5 protein-coding genes are annotated in these 21,804 nt (G+C 33.6%); all 5 read right to left on the reverse strand.

All coding sequences use genetic code 11. The features are described 5' to 3' along the window. A partial coding sequence (locus T369_RS0108355) for an SspB-related isopeptide-forming adhesin (RefSeq protein WP_031554248.1) occupies positions 1-9,379 on the reverse strand: 9,379 nt, incomplete at its 3' end. Positions 9,380-10,007: 628 nt separating this feature from the next. Then, entirely contained in the window at positions 10,008-11,081 is a 1,074-nt protein-coding gene (locus T369_RS0108360) for a PTS sugar transporter subunit IIC (protein ID WP_031554252.1), read from the reverse strand. 247 nt (positions 11,082-11,328) lie between these two features. Continuing rightward, positions 11,329-13,875, reverse strand: coding sequence for an SEC10/PgrA surface exclusion domain-containing protein (locus tag T369_RS0108365; protein ID WP_031554255.1), 2,547 nt, complete (start codon positions 13,873-13,875; stop codon positions 11,329-11,331). Between the two features lie 575 nt (positions 13,876-14,450). Then, a complete protein-coding gene (locus T369_RS0108370) occupies positions 14,451-17,216 on the reverse strand; it encodes a Cna B-type domain-containing protein (RefSeq protein WP_031554258.1) in 2,766 nt (921 codons plus the stop codon). Positions 17,217-17,625: 409 nt separating this feature from the next. Then, positions 17,626-21,804, reverse strand: a 4,179-nt coding sequence (locus T369_RS09310; RefSeq protein WP_162164969.1) for an LPXTG cell wall anchor domain-containing protein, incomplete at its 5' end; no start/stop codon positions are given.

Here is a 21,804-nt window from a genome sequence, read left to right on the forward strand (position 1 = left end):
TTCCATCGTGTGATACTGTTACAGTTACATTTGCTTTCATTGTGTCATAAGTTACAGTAGCGTCTGTTCCTTTAACCTCTTCAACTGTGTAGTTGTGAACTCCTGCTTGTTCTTTCTTGAATTCGATAGCTGAGAACTTAACGTTTCCAGATGCGTCGTTGCTTACAGTTTCAAGGACTTTACCTGTTGAATCTTTAAGCACGAAGTTGAATTCATTAGCTTTAAGTTCTCTTCCTTCTAATCTCTTAGTGAAGTTGAACTCTACTTTAACTGGTACGCTGTTTACACGTTTTTCAGTTGGTTTGTTTGGTTTTTCAACTTTCTTAGTTGTTGGGTTGTAGTAGTTTACTACTTGAGCTGCAGTATTTTCGATGTCTACTCCACCTGCAACATCAGCTTTAACTGTTGCTGGAATATCAAATTTGTAGTAACGTCCAAATTCAAATTTAGTTGTGTCGATAACTTGAGTATTTTCTGCATCTCCTAGAGACTTAGTGAATCCGTCTTTAAGTGTTGCTGTAATTACTCCGTTAGCAACTGTGATATCGAATTTATCTGTTACGTCTGCACCAGTCTTACCATCGTAAGCTTTGATTGCTGAAGCATCAACATCAACTTTAGCCTCATCGTAGTCATCAGAGATTCCTACAGATTGGATGTGATCTTTGTTGTTTGCATCAAATTTAGTTGTATCTAACCATACTTGGTAAACTAGTTTTTGACCTGGTTTAACTGATTTAGTGTTAATGTTTTGAGCTTCATTGTTATCAGCTTTATCAGCATATGGGTTTGCATTTGTATCTGCATACTTGTCTGCTAATTCTTTATCATCATCTAATAATGAAGTTCCTGTTAGGTCAAATTCTTTTTCGTTTAGAACGTATTTCTCTGGTTGGAATTTAGGTTCTTCCGGTGGTGTTACGCGGTTGTTGAACTCTTTGTCAGCAATTTCTCCAACAGTAGCTACAAGAACTTTAGCTGTTCCGTCGTGTGATACTGTTACAGTTACATTTGCTTTCATTGTGTCGTAAGTTACAGTAGCATCTGTTCCTTTAACCTCTTCAACTGTATATTTGTGAACTCCTTCTTGACCTTTCTTGAATTCTAATGCTTTGAACTTAACGTTTCCTGCTGCATCGTTGCTTACAGTTTGTAGAGTTTCACCTGCTGCATTTTTAAGCACGAAGCTGAATTCGTTAGCTTTAAGTTCACGACCTTCTAATTTCTTAGTGAAGTTGAATTCTACTTCAACTGGTACGTTGTTAACACGTTTTTCAGTTGGTTTGTTTGGTTTTTCAACTTTCTTAGTTGTTGGGTTATAGTAGTTTACTACTTGAGCCGCAGTATTTTCGATGTCTACTCCACCTGGTACATCAGCTTTAACTGTTGTTGGAATATCAAATTTGTAGTAACGTCCAAATTCAAATTTAGTTGTATCGATAACTTGAGTATTTTCTGCATCTCCTAGAGACTTAGTGAATCCAGCTTTAAGAGTTGCTGTGATTACTCCGTTATTAACTGTAATATCAAATTTATCTGTAACATCTGCTCCTGTTACTGAATCGTAGGCTTTGATCTTAGTTGCATCAAGATCTAACTTAGTTTCATCGTAGTCATCTGAGATTCCTACAGATTGGATGTTATCTTTGTTGTTTGCATCAAATTTAGTTGTATCTAACCATACTTGGTAAACTAGTTTGTCACCACGTTTTACAGTCTTAGTATTTAAGTTTTGTGCTTCGTTGTTAGATGCATCATCAGCGTATGGGTTTGCATTTGTATCTGCATACTTGTCTGCTAATTCTTTATCATCGTCAACTAGTTTGTCACCAGTAATATCAAATTTCTCTTCAGAAACAACATATTTTTCTGGTTGGAATTTAGGTTCTTCCGGTGGTGTTACACGGTTGTTGAACTCTTTGTCAGCGATGTCTCCAACAGTAGCTACAAGAACTTTAGTTGTTCCATCTTGTGATACTGTTACAGTTACATTTGCTTTCATTGTGTCGTAAGTTACAGTAGCGTCTGTTCCTGCAACCTCTTCAACTGTGTAATTGTGAACTCCTTCTTGACCTTTCTTGAATTCTAATGCTTTGAACTTAACGTTTCCTGCTGCATCGTTGCTTACAGTTTGTAGAGTTTCACCTGCTGCATTTTTAAGCACGAAGCTGAATTCGTTAGCTTTAAGTTCACGACCTTCTAATTTCTTAGTGAAGTTGAATTCTACTTCAACTGGTACGTTGTTAACACGTTTTTCAGTTGGTTTGTTTGGTTTTTCAACTTTCTTAGTTGTTGGGTTATAGTAGTTTACTACTTGAGCCGCAGTATTTTCGATGTCTACTCCACCTGGTACATCAGCTTTAACTGTTGTTGGAATATCAAATTTGTAGTAACGTCCAAATTCAAATTTAGTTGTATCGATAACTTGAGTATTTTCTGCATCTCCTAGAGACTTAGTGAATCCAGCTTTAAGAGTTGCTGTGATTACTCCGTTATTAACTGTAATATCAAATTTATCTGTAACATCTGCTCCTGTTACTGAATCGTAGGCTTTGATCTTAGTTGCATCAAGATCTAACTTAGTTTCATCGTAGTCATCTGAGATTCCTACAGATTGGATGTTATCTTTGTTGTTTGCATCAAATTTAGTTGTATCTAACCATACTTGGTAAACTAGTTTGTCACCACGTTTAACAGTCTTAGTATTTAAGTTTTGTGCTTCGTTGTTAGATGCATCATCAGCGTATGGGTTTGCATTTGTATCTGCATACTTGTCTGCTAATTCTTTATCATCGTCAACTAGTTTGTCACCAGTAATATCAAATTTCTCTTCAGAAACAACATATTTTTCTGGTTGGAATTTAGGTTCTTCCGGTGGTGTTACACGGTTGTTGAACTCTTTGTCAGCGATGTCTCCAACAGTAGCTACAAGAACTTTAGTTGTTCCATCTTGTGATACTGTTACAGTTACATTTGCTTTCATTGTGTCGTAAGTTACAGTAGCGTCTGTTCCTGCAACCTCTTCAACTGTGTAATTGTGAACTCCTTCTTGACCTTTCTTGAATTCTAATGCTTTGAACTTAACGTTTCCTGCTGCATCGTTGCTTACAGTTTGTAGAGTTTCACCTGCTGCATTTTTAAGCACGAAGCTGAATTCGTTAGCTTTAAGTTCACGACCTTCTAATCTCTTAGTGAAGTTGAACTCTACTTCTACTGGTACATTGTTTACACGTTTTTGAGTAGGTTTATTTGGAGTTTCAACTTTCTTAGTTGTTGGGTTGTAGTAGTTTACTACTTGAGCCGCAGTATTTTCGATATCTACACCAGCTTTAACTGTTTGTTTAACTGTTGTTGGGATATCAAATTTGTAGTAACGTCCAAATTCAAATTTAGTTGTGTCGATAACTTGAGTATTTTCTGCATCTCCTAGAGACTTAGTGAATCCAGCTTTAAGAGTTGCTGTGATTACTCCATTGTTTTCAACGATATCAAATTTATCTGTTACATCTGCTCCAGTTACTGAATCGTATGCTTTAATCTTAGTAACATCAAGCTCTAATTTCTCTTCATCGTAGTTATCTGAGATTCCTACAGATTGGATATTTTCTTTGTTGTTAGCTGAGAATTTAGTTGTATCTAACCATACTTGGTAAACTAATTTATCTCCGCGTTTAACAGTCTTAGTATTTAAGTTTTGTTTTTCGTTGTTAGATGCATCATCAGCGTATGGGTTTGCATTTGTATCTGCATACTTGTCTGCTAATTCTTTATCATCATCAACTAGTTTGTCACCAGTAATGTCAAATTTCTCTTCAGAAACAACATATTTTTCTGGTTGGAACTTAGGTTCAGTTGGAGGTGTTACACGGTTGTTGAACTCTTTGTCAGCGATGTCTCCAACAGTAGCTACAAGAACTTTAGCTGTTCCATCGTGTGATACTGTTACAGTTACATTTGCTTTCATTGTGTCGTAAGTTACAGTAGCGTCTGTTCCTGCAACCTCTTCAACTGTGTAGTTGTGAACTCCTTCTTGTTCTTTCTTGAATTCTAATGCTGAGAACTTAACGTTTCCAGACGCATCGTTACTTACAGTTTCAAGGACTTTACCTGTTGAATCTTTAAGTACGAAACTGAATTCGTTAGCTTTAAGTTCACGACCTTCTAATTTCTTAGTGAAGTTGAATTCCACTTGTACTGGTACGCTGTTTACACGTTTTTCAGTTGGTTTGTTTGGTTTTTCAACAGTTTTGCTTACTGGGTTGTAATAGTTTACTACTTGTGCTGCAGTATTTTCAATGTCTACTCCACCTGCAACATCAGCTTTAACTGTAGCTGGAATATCAAATTTGTAGTAACGTCCAAATGCAAATTTAGTTGTGTCGATAATTTGAGTATTATCTGCATCTCCTAGAGACTTAGTGAATCCAGCTTTAAGAGTAGCTGTCATTACTCCATTTTCAACTTTAATATCAAATTTGTTTGTTACGTCATCTCCTGTTACAGAGTCATATGCTTTGATTGCTGTTGCATCTACATCAACTTTAGTTTCATCGAAGTCATCAGTGATTCCTACAGTTTGAACATTTTCTTTGTTAGTTGCTGAGAATTTAGTTGTATCTAACCATACTTGATAGTAGATTTTATCTCCGCGGTTAACAGTCTTAGTATTGATGTTTTCTGCTTCATTGTTGTTAGTTTGATCAGCATATGGGTTAGTATTTGTTTCACCGTATTTATCAGTTAATTCACTATCATCATCTAATAATTTGTTATCAGTGATTGAGTATTTAGGTGTATTTAATACATATTTTTCTGGTTGGAACTTAGGTTCAGTTGGAGGTGTTACACGGTTGTTGAACTCTTTGTCAGCGATGTCTCCTACAGTAGCTACAAGAACTTTAGCTGTTCCGTCGTGTGATACTGTTACAGTTACATTTGCTTTCATTGTGTCATAAGTTACAGTAGTGTCTGTTCCTGCAACCTCTTCAACTGTGTAGTTGTGAACTCCTTCTTGTTCTTTCTTGAATTCTAATGCTGAGAACTTAACGTTTCCTGCTGCATCGTTACTTACAGTCTCTAGGACTTTACCTGTTGAATCTTTAAGTACGAAGCTGAATTCGTTAGCTTTAAGTTCACGACCTTCTAATTTCTTAGTGAAGTTGAATTCTACTTGTACTGGTACGCTGTTTACACGTTTTTCAGTTGGTTTGTTTGGTTTTTCAACAGTTTTGCTTACTGGGTTGTAGTAGTTTACTACTTGAGCTGCAGTATTTTCGATGTCTACTCCACCTGCTACGTCAGCTTTAACTGTTGCTGGAATATCAAATTTGTAGTAACGTCCAAATTCAAATTTAGTTGTATCGATGATTTGAGTATTTTCAGTATCACCTAATGATTTAGTGAATCCAGCTTTAAGAGTAGCTGTCATTACTCCATTTTCAACTTTAATATCAAATTTGTTTGTTACATCCGCTCCAGATACTGAATCGTAAGCTTTGATTGCTGTTACATCTACATCAACTTTAGTTTCATCGAAGTCATCAGTGATTCCTACAGTTTGAACATTTTCTTTGTTAGTTGCTGAGAATTTAGTTGTATCTAACCATACTTGATAGTAGATTTTATCTCCGCGGTTAACAGTCTTAGTATTGATGTTTTCTGCTTCGTTGTTGTTAGTTTGATCAGCATATGGGTTAGTATTTGTTTCAGTGTATTTGTCAGTTAATTCACTATCATCATCTAATAATTTGTTATCAGTGATTGAGTATTTAGCTGTATTTAATACATATTTTTCTGGTTGGAACTTAGGTTCTGTTGGAGGAGTTACTGTGTTGTTGAACTCTTTGTCAGCTGGTTCAGTTACGTTAGCAACTAATGCTTTAGCTGTTCCATCGTGAGACACAGTTACAGTTACTTCTGCTTTCATAGTATCGTATGTTACAGTTGTGTCTGTTCCTGCAACCTCTTCAACAGTATATTTGTGAGCTCCTTCTTCACCTTTTTTGAATTTAAGTGCTGAGAACTTAACGTTTCCTGCTGCATCGTTGCTTACAGTTTCAACAACTTTACCTGTTGAATCTTTAAGTACGAAGCTGAATTCGTTAGCTTTAAGTACACGACCTTCTAATCTCTTAGTGAAGTTGAATTCTACAGTGATAGGTACACTGTTAACACGTTTTTGAGTTGGTTTTTCTGGAGTTTCTACAGATTTGCTTACTGGGTTGTAAACGTGAACGATTTGGTTCGCTTTGTTTTCGATGTCTACTCCACCAGGTACATCAGCTTTAACTGTAGCTGGAATATCAAATTTGTAGTAACGTCCAAATGCAAATTTAGTAGTATCTATAACTTGAGTATTTTCTGCATCACCTAAAGATTTGTTCATAGAAGCTTTAGATGTAGCTGTGATTACTCCGTTAGCTACTGTAATATCAAATTTAGAAGTTACATCAACTCCTGTTACGCTATCGTATGCTTTAATATCAGCAGCGTTAACAGTTAATTTATCTGCATCATATGTATCAGAGATACCAACAGATTGGATGTTGTTTTTGTCAGTGAAGTTCTTAGTATCTAACCATACTTGGTAAACTAATTTATCTCCACGTTCAACAGTTTTAGTATTGATGTTTTCTGCTTCATTGTTGTTAGTTTGATCAGCATATGGGTTAGCATTTGTTTCAGTGTATTCATCTTGTAATTCATCATCATCGTCCATTAATTTTGTACCTGTTAGGTCAAATTTTTCTTTGTTTAGAACGAATTTTTCTGGTTGGAATACAGGCGTTTCTGGAGGAGTTATTTTGTTGTTGAACTCTTTATCCGCTGTTCCATCAGTTGCTTTACCATTAGCGTCTACCCCACCAGTAGAAACTACGTTAGTTACAGTTGTTAATGTGTGACCATTTTTAGCAACTTCTACAGTAATAGTAGCTTTCATAGTATCATATACCATTCCAGCTTCTTTAACTGCAGGGATAACTTCTTCTACAGTATAAGTGTGAGTACCAACTTTAGAGTTGTCGAATGATAATTCTGTAAATGTTACAGTTCCATCTGCTTTGTTAGTTACAGTTTCAACTTCTTGTCCGTTTGCATCTTTAAGAACGAATTTGAATTCTCCGTCTTTAAGTTCACGTCCAGCTAATTTCTTAGTGAAGTCGAATTTAGTTTTAACAGGTGCTACAACGTAGTTGTTGAAGATTTTATCATCAGCACTTGATTTGAATCCACCTTCAGCACTGTATTTAACTGTAGCTTGTAATTCACCTTGAGCATTTTCAGTTACATTAACAGTCATAGTAACTGTCATTGCATCGTATTCAACGTTTGCATCTGAACCTGGTGTTTCAGTGATTGTGTAAGTGTAAGTACCAACTTTGTTAAATGTTAATTTACTGAATGTAGCTTTACCGTCAGCTTTGTTAGTTACAGTTTCTTCATATGCTTGGATTGATTTGTTTGGTTGTACTTCTTTTAGTTTGAATGTAAACTCACCATTTGCTAATACACGTCCTTCAAGTTGTTTTTCAACTTCTGGAGTTACTTCAACTGGCTCTTGTTTTACATAGTAGTAAATTGGTTGTTTATATGGTGTTAATGTGTTTAATAAGTCAACGTTTGTACCAATACCTCCTACTCCACGTTCTAATTGAGCATTTGGAGAAAGGTGACCGATATTGTCCCCTAAGAATGGTACGAATACAGTTTTATATGGTGTATATCCAGCAGCTTTTTGGAAGTCGAATGGAACTTCTTTCCCGTTTGGATAATTAGTTTTTGCTCCTGTTTTTGGATCAGTTACTGTATGTGGAATAGTTGTAAGAGGTGTTTTCTTAACAGCTAATTCCTGTTTGTTATAATCACCTGGTTTAATAGGTTTAGTTTCTGCTAGTAACATATAACCATCTGTGCTTAAAGTACCATCAGAACGTTTACTTTGTTGTTTTGGATCTAATAAGTAAACACGAACTACTACAGTTCCATCTTCACCTACGATTTCCTTAATACGTTTGATTCCTGCACGCTCAGCATCCATGAATTTAGTACCAACTTTGTATGGACGACTTACATATCCTGATTTATCATTTGCATCAGCTGTTTGATAAAGTTTGTATCCATCAAATTGACGCTCACCAGAAGCTGTGAAGTTTTGTCCTTCCATAGCTCTAAGAGTATATCTAGCTAAGTCTACCTCATTACCATTTGGTACGTAGTCTTGAACAGTTTTATCTGTTTTATTAGCATTAAATGTTGCATTGTTTTTATCAACTACTTTATAGTAAGTTGTTTTTTCAACTGAGATTGGAATTTTAGCATTTGTATCAGTAATTTCACGACCATTATATGCTGGTTCTACAACGTTAATAATATCGTGAGAATTACGTGCAGCATAAACTGCATCGAATAATTTTTGTTCGTCAGGAGTAAGTTGGTGTCCACCTGATACTAAAGCTTGGATACTTGCCCCAACTTCATATCCGAATTGAATAAATGGTTGGTCAGTTTTACCAGGACCAGTTCCTGTACCAGGGCTGTAATCAACTTGCCAAGTTAATTCTCCGTTCGAAGCAGCTGTAGTAGTAGTGAATTTTTGAACTCCACTAGACGCAGTAATTTTTCTAGTTTCTACTACATTTCCAGTAGTTTTATCAATTAATTCTACGGTAGTATCTGTAGATTCATCAAATCTCTTATACGCACGAGTATAGTAATTTGTATTATAACGTTTGTTAAAGTTAGTAAGATCTACGATACTGTATGTGTACCAATCTCCCTCTTTAGCAGAGTAACCAGATGGTACAGGTTGAGAGCTTACAGTTGCACCGTTAGCATCTCTGATTTCTGGAGTTACTTTTTCCCCATCTTTTAAGTAAGTGCTTACAGAAGTTGGGTTAGAGTTGTGATCTCCAGATACAGCTTCATCTGTAGCAGCACGACGGCTACGTACTCTAGGTTTATTTGATTCATCTGAAGCTGGTTTTGCTTCAGTTGCTGCTGGTTTTGCTTCTTCAGCTTTTTCTTCTTTATTAGCTTTTCCTTCAGCAACTTCTGGTTTAGCAGTTTCTTCTACTTTAGCAGTTTCTTCTGCAGCTGGTTTTGCTTCAGTTGCTGCTGGTGTAGCTTCTTCTGCTTTTGCCGGTGTAGCAGCTGGAGTCTCAGTTGCAACAGCTTCCGCTTTAGGTGCTGCTGTCGTTGCCGAGGCTTCAGGTTTCGCTGTTACTTCCGTCTTAGGTGTTGCAGTTTCCGCATTAGTTTCAGCCGCTTGCGCTTCCCCACTACCTGCTAGCGCGAAACTAAGTCCAAATCCTAAGAAAACAGACGCTACGCCAACTTTATATTTTCTTAAAGAAAATCGTTGATGTTCTCTTCTTATCATTTGATAATTTCTCCTTTTTAAATAATATTTTTAAAGAGTATACAATTATATATGTATATCTTTGTTTCATAATATATGTATAAACATCGTATTACTAACCTCGTTATTATATCATATCAAATTCTTCGCTACAAGCAAAAACTATTTTAAAATTCTAAAATTTTATAGAGTTCAAAAAGTATTCGCAAATAGCGTTTTCATTAGCGTTCTCAAGAGTTCATTAAGCATGGTTATTTTTATACTTCTTACTTTGCCCCCCATAAATAGTATCGTTTCCAGAAGTTATGTCTACCATGTATTATAGTTATCAAAATAAAAATGTTTCATTAATAAAAGATATATTTTGAGTCCATTATATAAACAATTATTTGTTTTTTAAGTTTTCAATGATGTTTTTCTATTCTTTCAAAAAAAATAATCTCCAAAAAATATTTTTGGAGATCATTTCACAAAATTCTTACTCATTAATCGTAAGACTCATTTTCAATTATTTTAATTTTTTCCTATTTTATTAAGTTTTATTACAGAATTTTATACAGTAATTTTTTCTTTATATTTTTTTAAATACTGTAAAATTGTTATTCTACTATTTTGACTGAATCTATTTTTTTGAGTAAAATAGATAAAATTACAAGTCTAATTTATAATCTTCTGCACATACATAGTTCTTCTTTTCCATATAGTAATAAACTGCATAAGATAAAATTGCTGGCAAGATAAAATGCAGTAATAAAATTTCGACTAATAATACCGCATGACTTGTATAAGAAGACATTGTTTGCCATGTCATAAGTTGCCCTACCAACCCAGAAGTACCCATTCCTCCACCTGCAGGATTATTTTCCATTCTACATACTAATGTAGCAATAGGTCCTAATATCGCACTAGCAACTATTGGTGGAATCCAAATAATAGGTTTCCTCATAATATTCGGTACTTGAAGCATAGATGTTCCTAATCCTTGCGCTAAAAGTCCATTCCATTTATTTGCTTTAAAACTAATTACCGCAAAACCAACCATTTGGGCTGCACACCCTACAGTTGAAGCACCTGCAGCTATACCTGATAGACCTAGGATAATAGACAACGCCGCCGAACTTATCGGTAATGTTAGTATTATTCCCATTATTACCGATACAGCTATTCCCATTAAAAATGGTTGTAGTTCAGTTGCTTCTCTAATAAATGTTCCAAGAATTTTCATTCCTTTTATTAAATATGGTCCTGTGAAATAGGCAACAGTAGCACCTATAACTATCGTTACGAATGGAGTTACTATAATATCAATTTTTGTCTTTCCTGATATTAACCTTCCACATTCAGCAGCTATAACTACTGCGATAAATGCACCTAACGGATCTCCTGAACCACTAACAATTAGTTTCCCTTGTTCAATAAGGTGATTAGTCCCTAAACTTGATCCGAATGCTCCTAAAAATCCAACTACACCCGAGGCTAAAATTACCAGTTTAGGTGCTTTTAATGCATGCGCAACACCTATACCTATTACTGGACCAGTTAAAGCCATCGCTATTGTTGCTATCGCTATAAAGAATGTCGATATACCGCCACTTAAGTTAATAGCAATCTGCTTAATAATAAGACCTATTATAAGGGTACAAAATAACCCAAGCGCCATACCATTAAGTGCAACAATAAAGTATCTATGAAATAGTTTCGATAAAAGGCTATCCTTTTTCATATCTAAACTCCTTAATTTATATATAAAATTTTTTAGTATCTTTTTAAGGATACTTTAATTATAATTATATCGCAATGATACCGTTTTGTCATTATATTATTACTATTTTTTAGTAAATATTCCCTGATAATTGTAAGCAGTTTACATATTATTAATTATAGGTAATCTAACTTTTTATATACAATACTTAAAAAATCCAAAGTGGTACATTACCACTTCGGATTTAAAACTATTTTAATTATATTTATTATCTACGTGTTCTACGTTTTCTAGCAGCTATTGCTACTGCAGCTAATAACACAGCAACACCAGTTGTTGACGTACTAGTAGATCCTGTATTTGGTAAAACTTTTTTCTTTTTATTTGCAGTTTTAACTATAGCTTTACCTTTAAATTTAGATGTTTTAGCAAATCTTTCACGTTTAACACTTGATACAGTATCTGGAGTTTTTGTATTATTTTCCAAGATTTTTTCTAGATCTTCAGCAGATAATTCTGGTAAATCAACTACTGGAGGATTTTTTGTAACTCCCCACATATAATTTTCCATATCATACTGACGTTTGATTTGTAAATATTTATCATATTTTACTTGTGCATCTTTTTCAAGAGCTTTAAGATTTTCTAAAGCATCTTTAGCATTTTTATTAGAAACTTCTAAGTCTTTACGAGCTTTTTCTAATTCTTTAAGTATTAATGCATGATTGTTTTTAATATATTCTAAGCGAGCTTTCTCTTCTGTACTATTTAGAATCTTATTATTTAGGCTAGCTAATTCAGTTTCTAAAGATTCTAATTGAGATTTTAATTTTTCCTCATTTTTTATAGCACTATCTAATTTTGCTTTTGCGTCTTGTAATTCAGAGTTAGCTTTAGCTAAATCACTTAATAATTTAATAATGTCGTTTTTCACTTTTTTCACTTGACTATTATCATTATCAATTTCAGCATTAACTTTATTTATTTCAGCTTTTGTTGAATTTAAAATTGATTCATTATTATCATTAGCTTTTTTAGCACTATTGAACACTTGAGTAGCAGTATTAACTTTAGATGGTTTATTTTGTGCTTGTTTCAATTCATCTTCACGTTTTGCTAATTCTTTTTCTTCAGCAGCTTTTTCATTTTCAATACGTGTTATTTCAGATTTTGCTTTTTCTAAATTAGCTTTTAGTTCTGTAGTATCTTTAACTTCTAATAATGGTAGAGTTTTTTCAGATTTAGCACCCCATAATTTATCGAATTTTTCATAAATTGGTTGCCCGTTATCATCATAGTCTGTTACTCCATAGCGTGGCGGTACACTTACTACACCTAATCTTAGCCAATTATAGTATTTACTATCAGATGGTGTAAGTACAAAGTATGTACCAAATGTTTGGTCTTCTGTATTCATTAAGTGTTTAGCATGATCATAATGATTATTCACTCTTCCTTCATGGTAGAAACGTTGTACTGATTGATAGATAGAATCGAATAGGAATTTTCTTGCTACCATATTTGATTGTGAGTCTTCTTTATCAATTGATTTAGCATCTAAACTTTCGAATCTGTTGTATACATTACCTCTATCAGTTTTATCAATTCCATTTTCGTATGCAGCTTTGTTAATTGAACGATTATCGTGATCTGGATCTTTAAAGCCACTTTCTTTAGTATATTTAGCAACATCTTGTGCAAATTTTAATACATTTAAGTTTGTTTTAGCTGGCGCTAGTCCAAATTGTTTACGCACTTGGTTATTTAAGTAGTTAAAGTATTGTGTTAATAAAATTTGGTCTTTTTCAGATAAATTATTAACGTCTACTTTCTCACTATTTGAATAATCAATAGAATCTGTATCTAAGATAGGATATTTTTTAACTGCTTCTTTTTCTTTAGCAACTACACTATCAATTGTTTTTTGTTTTTCTTCAAATGAAGCTTTTTGATATGCTTTTAATGCATCAACAAATTCTTGATCGAATTTGATTTCTGTTAAGATTCCTTTAGCTCCAAAAATAGCTTCATTTTTCTTAATTTCATCTTCGATTTTTTCTTTTTCTGCTTTAGCATTATCTAATTGTTTTTGTTTATTATTTAAAACAGCTTTTTGCTCATCACGCTTAGCTTCTAATTGTTTAATTTTATTTAGATTTTCTGCTTCTTCTTCTCTTGCTTTATTTAAAGCAGCTTCAGCATCTTGTAACGCTTTTTCAGATTTCTCTTTATCTTTTTCTATTTTATTTAGTGATTCAGTTAATGTGTTTAGTTTATTTTTATCTTCTTTTAATTTAGCTAAAAGTGAAGATTCTTCGTTTTGTTTTGATTTAAGATCTTTGTCAATACTAGATGATTTTTCTTCTTTCTCTTTAGCTACTTTTTCTTTGTCTTCTGTATCTTTTTTCGCAGTTTCTACATCTGATTTAGATTTATTAATTTCAGTTGCAACATTATCTTTATTAGATTCTAATTTTTTAATTTCATCTGCTTTTTCATCAATTACTTTATCCGTAACATTTGAACCTTCTTCAGCATCTTTTTCCAGTTTATTAACTTTTTCAGAATCTTTCTTTGCTAACTCAACCTTTTTATCAGCTTCTTTTTTTTCTAATTCTAGTGATTTTTTAGCATCATCAGCTTTTTGTTTTTCTTTAGCAACATCAGCTTCCGTTGTTTTTCCAACTTCTGTTTTTACTACTAAATTACTATCGTTTTTTGGAGTTTCAGTTTCTGCCGCATGTGCTTCTTGTGCCATTACAGCACTACCTACTAACGCTCCTCCTAAAATCACTGTAGTTGTTATTTTTTTCATTATACTTCTTCTCCTTTTCTAAACAACTTAATATATTTTTCACATAATTATTAGCTAAATATATAATATACACTTAACATAATACTATTAATTATAGCACTACATTATAAATATATCAATATTTTTCTGATTTACATTAATTACATTAAGGAAATATCACTTGTAAATACAATTAATTACATTAAATTCAATAATTATAAGTATAATTTATTAACTATTTTTCAGTTATAAAAATACTTCGCTAATTCTGATATTATCACTAGTAATGATTTATATACGATTTAAAATATTGAAAAATTTAAATCGAATATGATATGTTAACATTACTTCTTAGTTTATGAGGAAGTATGTAAATATATTTATATTGTAAAATATTATTCACACAAATATATTTTCAATTTATTAAAAATTACTTATTTTTCAAATATAACGCTTCCTTCTTTTTCTTCCTTGAGTTTTATTTATGTCACCTTAATGGATACTTTATTAGTTATTTCAGATTACGTTAATTTCTTTAAACATAAAAAAGACCTTAAGCAATCAATTGCTTAAAGTCTTTTATGAGTAGTTTCAAACTAGTTAGTTTTTTTTCTACGTAACACCGCTGCTGCACCTAATAAAATTGTTGATACTAGCATTGCGCTCATATCATTTTCCACACCAGTTTTAGCTAATTGTTTAGGTTTAACTTCAACTTTTTTCGGTGGTAATTGTGGTGCAGGTGGGGGAGTTGGTGTCCATGGTTTTGGTGGGATTTCAACTACTGGTGGTGGTGGTAAGATTGGTTTGTGTGTATTTGTTAATACTACTTCACCATTTTCTCCTACTGTAGTAGTTACAGTATATCCACTTGGTACGTCGATTTCGCGTACTTCATAATTTACTACTTCACCATTTACTTTAGCTTTTAAGTTAGCAAAAGTATGTTTCCAACTATTTTCTTCATTAAGAACTACTACATCACCTTGTGGTTTATCATTAGCAAATAATTGTACAGTAATGCTAGCTGGTCTTGAAGAATCTTTGTTGTTTTCATCTTCCCAAAGTTTAATTACAGATAGTTCTGTTAATGCTGGTACGTGAGTGTTAGTAATAACGATGTTGTTTTTCCCTTCTACTGTAACTGTATAACCTTCTGGTACATCTACTTCTTTTACAGTATACTCGATATCTTTTCCTTCTGCTTTAGCTTTTAAGTTACTAAATACGTGTTTCCAATTATTTTCTTTGTTTAATTTAACTGGAGCACCTACTGCTTTGTCTCCAGCAAATAATTGTACTGTTACTTCAGTTGGTTGGATACCGTCATTGTTATTCTCATCGTTCCATTTTTTCTCAACAGAAACTTCTTTTTCAACTGGGTTGTGTTTATTAGTTAATACTATTTTTCCGTCTTTAAGACCAGAATTTTCAACAGTATAACCTTTTGGTACATTTACTTCAGATACTGAGTAAACAACCTCTTTTTTGTTTAATTTTGTTGGTAAATTGTTAAATAGGTGTTTCCATGCATTTGCTGCATTTAATGTAACAATACCACCTAATTTTTCACCATTTGCAAGTAATTGCACATCAATTGATGATGGGCGGATTCCATCATTATTGTTGTTGTCATCCCATTTTTTCTCTACAGTTATGTTTGTAAGTGTTGGGTTATAAGTATTTTTAATATTGTAACCTGTTATTTCAGGTGTATATCCTTCTACCCCTACTTCAGAGATAGTATAAACTATTTCTTTACCATCTTTGTACTTAGGTAGATTATCGAAGCTATATTTCCAGTTGTTAGCTGCAGTAATTTCTTTTGTTGCAACTTCACTACCGTCAGCAAGTAGTTTTACTACTATTTTTTCTGGGCGATTTAGATCTTTATCGTTGTTATCTACCCAAGTTTTAGTACCAACTACATTTACTTTTTCGTCGATTTTTTTGTTTGTAATTTTGTAAACAGCATCCGCTGCTACTCCATTTTCTTTTGCTTCTGTTTGTTTTTTAGCGTTAATAAGTAATTTAACTGCTTTGTCTGGTAATGAATATCCAGTTGGTGCTGCTATTTCTTCAAGAAGATAGTAATCATTTACTAAATCTCCAACAGATGCTTCACCTTTTTTATTCGTAGTTAAAGTAGTTATTGAACTTCCGAATTTACTTCCATCTTTGTCAGATGCATAAACGTTAAACTTAGCCCCTTCTAGTGGTGCATTAGTCACAGAGTCTTGTTTTAGTATAGATAATGAATACTTTTTACCTTCTGCTTCACCACCAGGTGTTAGAGTTTTTATCCAAGATTCAGATGTTAGAGAAACTTTATTTGGTTTATCTACTTTGCCACCATTATCATTAGAACCTTCTGTAACAACTTCACCTTCTAATTTTGAATTATTGTGATAAAGTGTTCCATTTGGTGGTGTTTTACCTAAAGCAACATCGTACATAATACGGATATTATCACTTGGTAAAATATCTCTTAAGAATTTTACTGTGAATCCTCTGTTATCTTCGTTGAAAGTTACTTTATAATCTGTTTCTGGTAATGGTTTTGCAGTTGCTGGATAGTTATCCAGACGATATACACCATCAGTAGGAGTATATGTAAATGTACCATATTCTACTTTAACAGAACTTGGATCAATAGTACCATCTGAAAATGCTAAGTTATCAGTAACTACAACATTTTTCATATGTTTACCATCAGCATTTACTTTAATTTTATAACGTAAGTCTGATGATTTACTTTCTCTTTGCCAACCTTCTTTTTTGATTCCAACTTTAGGTTGAACAGGAGCTCCTTTATATTTAAGTTTATCTCCTTCAATTTTTTTTCCATCAACAGTTAAATTGAAGTCTAGATCTTTTTCTCCTGATACTTTCTCATGGTCTACACGCCCATAAAAGAAGAAATCTCCAATTACTTCTGCATGTTTACTTGGATAGTCAGTATAAGTGAAAGTTAGATTTTTCTTTTTCAAATCAACCGCTGCATTTGCTACAACTTCAGAAGTATTGTTTTTGTCAACAATATTGAATGTTCTATTTTTATCAGCATAAGTACTACCAAATTGGAATTGATCAGGTATTCCTATAGTTGATGTATCTCCTTGTTTCACTTTTGAAGGATTAGGTATGCTAAACTCTGCACTAACTTTGAAAGTTTCCCATGGTGTTAGAGCATGATCAACTTTTCCACCTTCATTTTTTTCCACACGGACATTAGACACATCAATCTTCTTCTCAGTTGATTCTACAGCCTTAGCTTTACCTTGGTCAAAAAATGATAATCCAGTTACTGCGCATATTACAAACAGTAATACACCTAAAAATTTAAAAACTGCTTTTTTCATTAATATTTCCCTCCTTTTTTATAAATTTACAGTTTTCTTGAAAGTACAAATATTATTTAAAATATTTATATATTTGTTTCTTTCATCTATAATAGTATCACTTTTAGTATATATTTGTCAAATTAATTTTAGGAATCGTTCCACATCTTTGATTTTATAGGTTTTAATTATATTTTAATATAATTTTATTTTATCAAGTTAGTGTTTCTGTTTAGAAATTTAATATCTTTAACATCTTTATTATATTAACAAATATCATAGTACTAATAGCTGTATTAGCGTCTTTTGTTATGCGCTATTGTATAAGTTTAGTTTCGTTGAAGTAATTAATATGTATTATTAATTAAATACAACACAAAAATACCCTTAGAATTATTATATCTAAGGGTATTTTTTGGAAAATATACAATTATTTATTGTCTTCTTTTCGTTTTCTTAATAAACCAAATGATAGCAATGATAATAAACCAAAACCTAAAGATGTTGCACTTTGTGTTTCAATACCTGTCTTACTTAGTATTTTCTCTCCAGACTTACGTATTGTTGTCGCAACTTTATTATTATCAGCTTCAACATTATGTTTTTCTGGATTCGTAGGTTTTTCTTCCGGTTTTTCTGGAGTCACTGGTTTTACCGGTTCAGTTGGTTTCTCTGGCTCTGCTGGTTTCTCTGGTTCAGCCGGTTTTTCCGGTTCAGCTGGTTTTTCTGGCTCAACTGGTTTCTCAGGTTCAACTGGTTTCTCAGGCTCAGCCGGTTTTTCTGGTTCAGCTGGTTTCTCTGGTTCAGCTGGTTTCTCTGGCTCTGCTGTTTTTTCTGGCTCAGTTGGTTTTTCCGGTTCAGCTGGTTTCTCAGGTTCAACTGGTTTTTCCGGTTCAACTGGTTTCTCTGGCTCTGCTGGTTTCTCTGGTTCAGCCGGTTTTTCCGGTTCAGCTGGTTTTTCTGGCTCAACTGGTTTCTCAGGTTCAACTGGTTTCTCAGGCTCAGCCGGTTTTTCTGGTTCAGCTGGTTTCTCTGGTTCAGCTGGTTTTTCTGGTTCCGTCGGTTTCTCAGGTTCTGCTGGCGTTTCCGGTTCAGTTGGTGTTTCTGGTTCAGTTGGTTTTTCCGGTTCAGCCGGTTTTTCTGGCTCAGCTGGTTTCTCTGGTTCCGTTGGTTTTTCCGGTTCAACTGGTTTTTCCGGCTCAACTGGTTTCTCTGGTTCAGCAGGTTTTTCCGGCTCAACTGGTTTCTCTGGCTCAGTTGGCGTTTCTGGTTCTGTAGCTTTACCATTCAATTTAGATTCTGCTTCTTTAACTTTAGCTACTAATTGATCGACTTCATTTTGTGATAAATTCTTGTTTAATGCTTCTTTTGCTTCTTCTAAAAGTTTATCATATTCTTCTTTTAGATTATTATCAGCATTTTTATATTTATCAATATTTTTCAACTCTGAGCTATTATCTACTAATTGTTTTAGTTCTGTTTTATCAGTATCTAATCCATTTAACATATCTTTGGCTTCTTGTAATTTTGCTTTCGCGGCATCTACTTCTGCTTGTGTTACATTTTCTTTAGCTAACACTGCTTTCGCTTCTTCTACTGCTTTATTATATTCTGCTTGTTTGTCTGCATCGGCATTGTAGTATTTAGCGTTGCCATCTTTTGTTGCACTTTCATCAGCTAAGTTTTGTAGAGCTTCTTTATTTGTGTCTACTCCGTTTAATGCATCTTTAGCTTCTTGTAGCTTAGCTTTTGCTGCATCGATTTCTGCTTGTGTTACATTTTCTTTCGATAATACTGCTTTCGCTTCTTCTACTGCTTTATCATATGCAGCTTGTTTTTCTGCATCGGCATTGTAATATTTAGAATTACTGTCTTTTGTTGCACTTTCATCAGCTAAGTTTTGTAGAGCTTCTTTATTTGTGTCTGCTCCGTTTAATGCATCTTTTGCTTCTTGTAATTTAGCTTTTGCTGCATCGATTTCTTTTTGCGTTACATTTTCTTTAGCTAATACTGCTTTCGCTTCTTCTACTGCTTTGTCATATGCAGCTTGCTTATCTGCATCAGCGTTGTAGTATTTAGAATTGCTGTCTTTTATATTACTTTCATCTGATAATTCTTGTAATTTAGATTTATCAGTGTCTGCTCCGTTTAATGCATCTTTTGCTTCTTGTAATTTTGTTTTTTCTGCATCTACTTCCGCTTGAGTTACATTTTCTTTAGCTAATACTTTTTTAGCATCTTCAACTGCTTTGTCGTATGCGGCTTGTTTTTCAGAGTTTGCATTGTAGTATTTAGAATCAGTTTCTTTCGTATTACTTTCATCTGCTAAGTTTTGTAGAGCTTCTTTATTTGTATCCGCTCCGTTTAACGCATCTTTTGCTGCTTGTAGTTTAGATTTTGCTGCATCTATTTCTGCTTGCGTCACATTCTCTTTAGCTAGTGCTGCTTTCGCTTCTTCTACCGCCTTATTATATGCAGTTTGTTTTTCTGCAGCAGCGTTATAGTATTTAGAATCGCTGTCCTTTGTACTACTTTCGTCAGCTAAGTTTTGTAGAGCTTCTTTGTTTGTGTCTGCTCCGTTTAATGCATCTTTTGCTTCTTGTAATTTAGCTTTTGCCGCATCTACTTCTGCTTGTGTTACATTCTCTTTAGCTAGCACAGCTTTTGCTTCTTCTACTGCTTTATCATATGCAGCTTGCTTATCTGCATCAGCGTTGTAGTATTTAGCATTGTTATCTTTTGTATTACTTTCATCAGCTAAGTTTTGTAGAGCTTCTTTGTTTGTATCAGCTCCGTTTAATGCATCTTTCGCTGCTTGTAATTTAGCTTTCGCTTCTTCTACTTCCGCTTGTGTTACATTTTCTTTAGCTAATGTCGCTTTTGCTTCTTCTACTACTTTATCATATGCAGCTTGCTTATCTGCATCAGCGTTGTAGTATTTAGGATTGCTATCTTTTGTATTACTTTCATCTGCTAGTGCTTGTAATTTTTCCTTAGCAGTTTGATCTCCATTCAATGCATCTTTTGCTTTTTGTAATTTAGCTTTCGCTGCATCTACTTCTGCTTGTGTTACATTCTCTTTAGCTAATGTTGCTTTTGCTTCTTCTACTGCTTTATCATATGCAGCTTGTTTGTCTGCATCGGCATTATAGTATTTAGCGTTGCTGTCTTTTGTATTACTTTCATCTGACAATTCTTGTAGTTTAGATTTATCTGTATCCTTACCATCTAAATCTTCTATTATTTCTTTAAGATTTTTCACTACTTCATCTACAGTTTTTTGATAAGCGTATGAATCGGCAGACAACTTCTTAGCTTCTTCTATAGCTTCATCAAATTCTTTTTTAGCTTCCTCGCTTGCATTATAATATTTAGAATTATTTTTAATAGAATCTTGATCAGCTATTAGTTTATTTAACTCTGTATAATTAGTAGGTTGTCCATCTAAAGTATTTTTAGCAGCTTTAACTTCTTCAACCATTTTATCAATTTCATCTTGAGTCACATTTGGTTTAGCAAGTGTTTCTTCTGCCTTTTTCACAACATTATAATAATTTAAAAGTGATTCTTCACTTGCATTATAATATTTAGAATCTTTTGTAACTTCATCAGAATTTTTTAATTTTACTTGTTTTTCTAATTCTGTTTTATTAGTGTCTGTTCCATTTAATGCATCTTTAGCTTCTTGTAGCTTAGCTTTCGCTGCATCTACTTCTGCTTGTGTTACATTTTCTTTAGCTAGTACTGCTTTTGCTTCTTCTACTGCGTTGTTGTATGCAGCTTGCTTATCCGCATCGGCATTATAGTATTTAGAATTGCTGTCTTTTGCATTACTTTCATCTGCAAGATTTTGTAGAGCTTCTTTATTTGTATCTGCTCCGTTTAATGCGTCTTTAGCTTCTTGTAATTTAGCTTTTGCTGCATCTACTTCTGCTTGCTTTACATTTTCTTTAGCTAATACTTTTTTAGCATCTTCAACTGCTTTATCATATGCAGCTTGTTTGTCTGCATCGGCATTATAATATTTAGCGTTAGCATCTTTCGTTGCACTCTCATCAGTTAAGTTTTGTAGAGCTTCTTTGTTTGTGTCTGCTCCGTTTAATGTATCTTTCGCTTCTTGTAGTTTAGCTTTCACTGCATCTACTTCTGCTTGCGTTACTTTTTCTTTAGCTAATACTGCTTTTGCTTCTTCTACTGCTTTGTTGTATGCAGCTTGCTTATCTGCATCGGCATTATAGTATTTAGCGTTGCTATCTTTCGTTGCACTTTCATCAGCTAGTGCTTGTAATTTTTCCTTAGCAGTTTGATCTCCATTCAATGAATCTTTCGCTTCTTGTAGTTTTGCTTTCGCTGCATCTACTTCTGCTTGTGTTACATTTTCTTTAGCTAGTACTGCTTTTGCTTTTTCTACTGCGTTGTTGTATGCAACTTGTTTCTCTGCATCCGCATTGTAGTATTTAGCGTTGCTATCTTTTGTTGCACTTTCATCTGCAAGATTTTGTAGAGCTTCTTTATTTGTATCTGCTCCGTTTAATGCATCTTTAACTTCTTGTAGTTTAGCTTTTGCTGCATCTACTTCTGCTTGCGTTACATTTTCTTTCGCTAATAC

This window comes from Gemella sanguinis ATCC 700632, from assembly GCF_000701685.1.
GTDB lineage: Bacteria > Bacillota > Bacilli > Staphylococcales > Gemellaceae > Gemella > Gemella sanguinis.

Excerpts from the sequence above, each read along its gene's own strand:
- T369_RS0108370 (WP_031554258.1), bottom strand. The coding sequence starts at position 17,216 with ATGAAAAAAGCAGTTTTTAAATTTTTAGGTGTATTACTGTTTGTAATA.
- T369_RS0108360 (WP_031554252.1), bottom strand. The coding sequence starts at position 11,081 with ATGAAAAAGGATAGCCTTTTATCGAAACTATTTCATAGATACTTTATT.
- T369_RS0108365 (WP_031554255.1), bottom strand. The coding sequence starts at position 13,875 with ATGAAAAAAATAACAACTACAGTGATTTTAGGAGGAGCGTTAGTAGGT.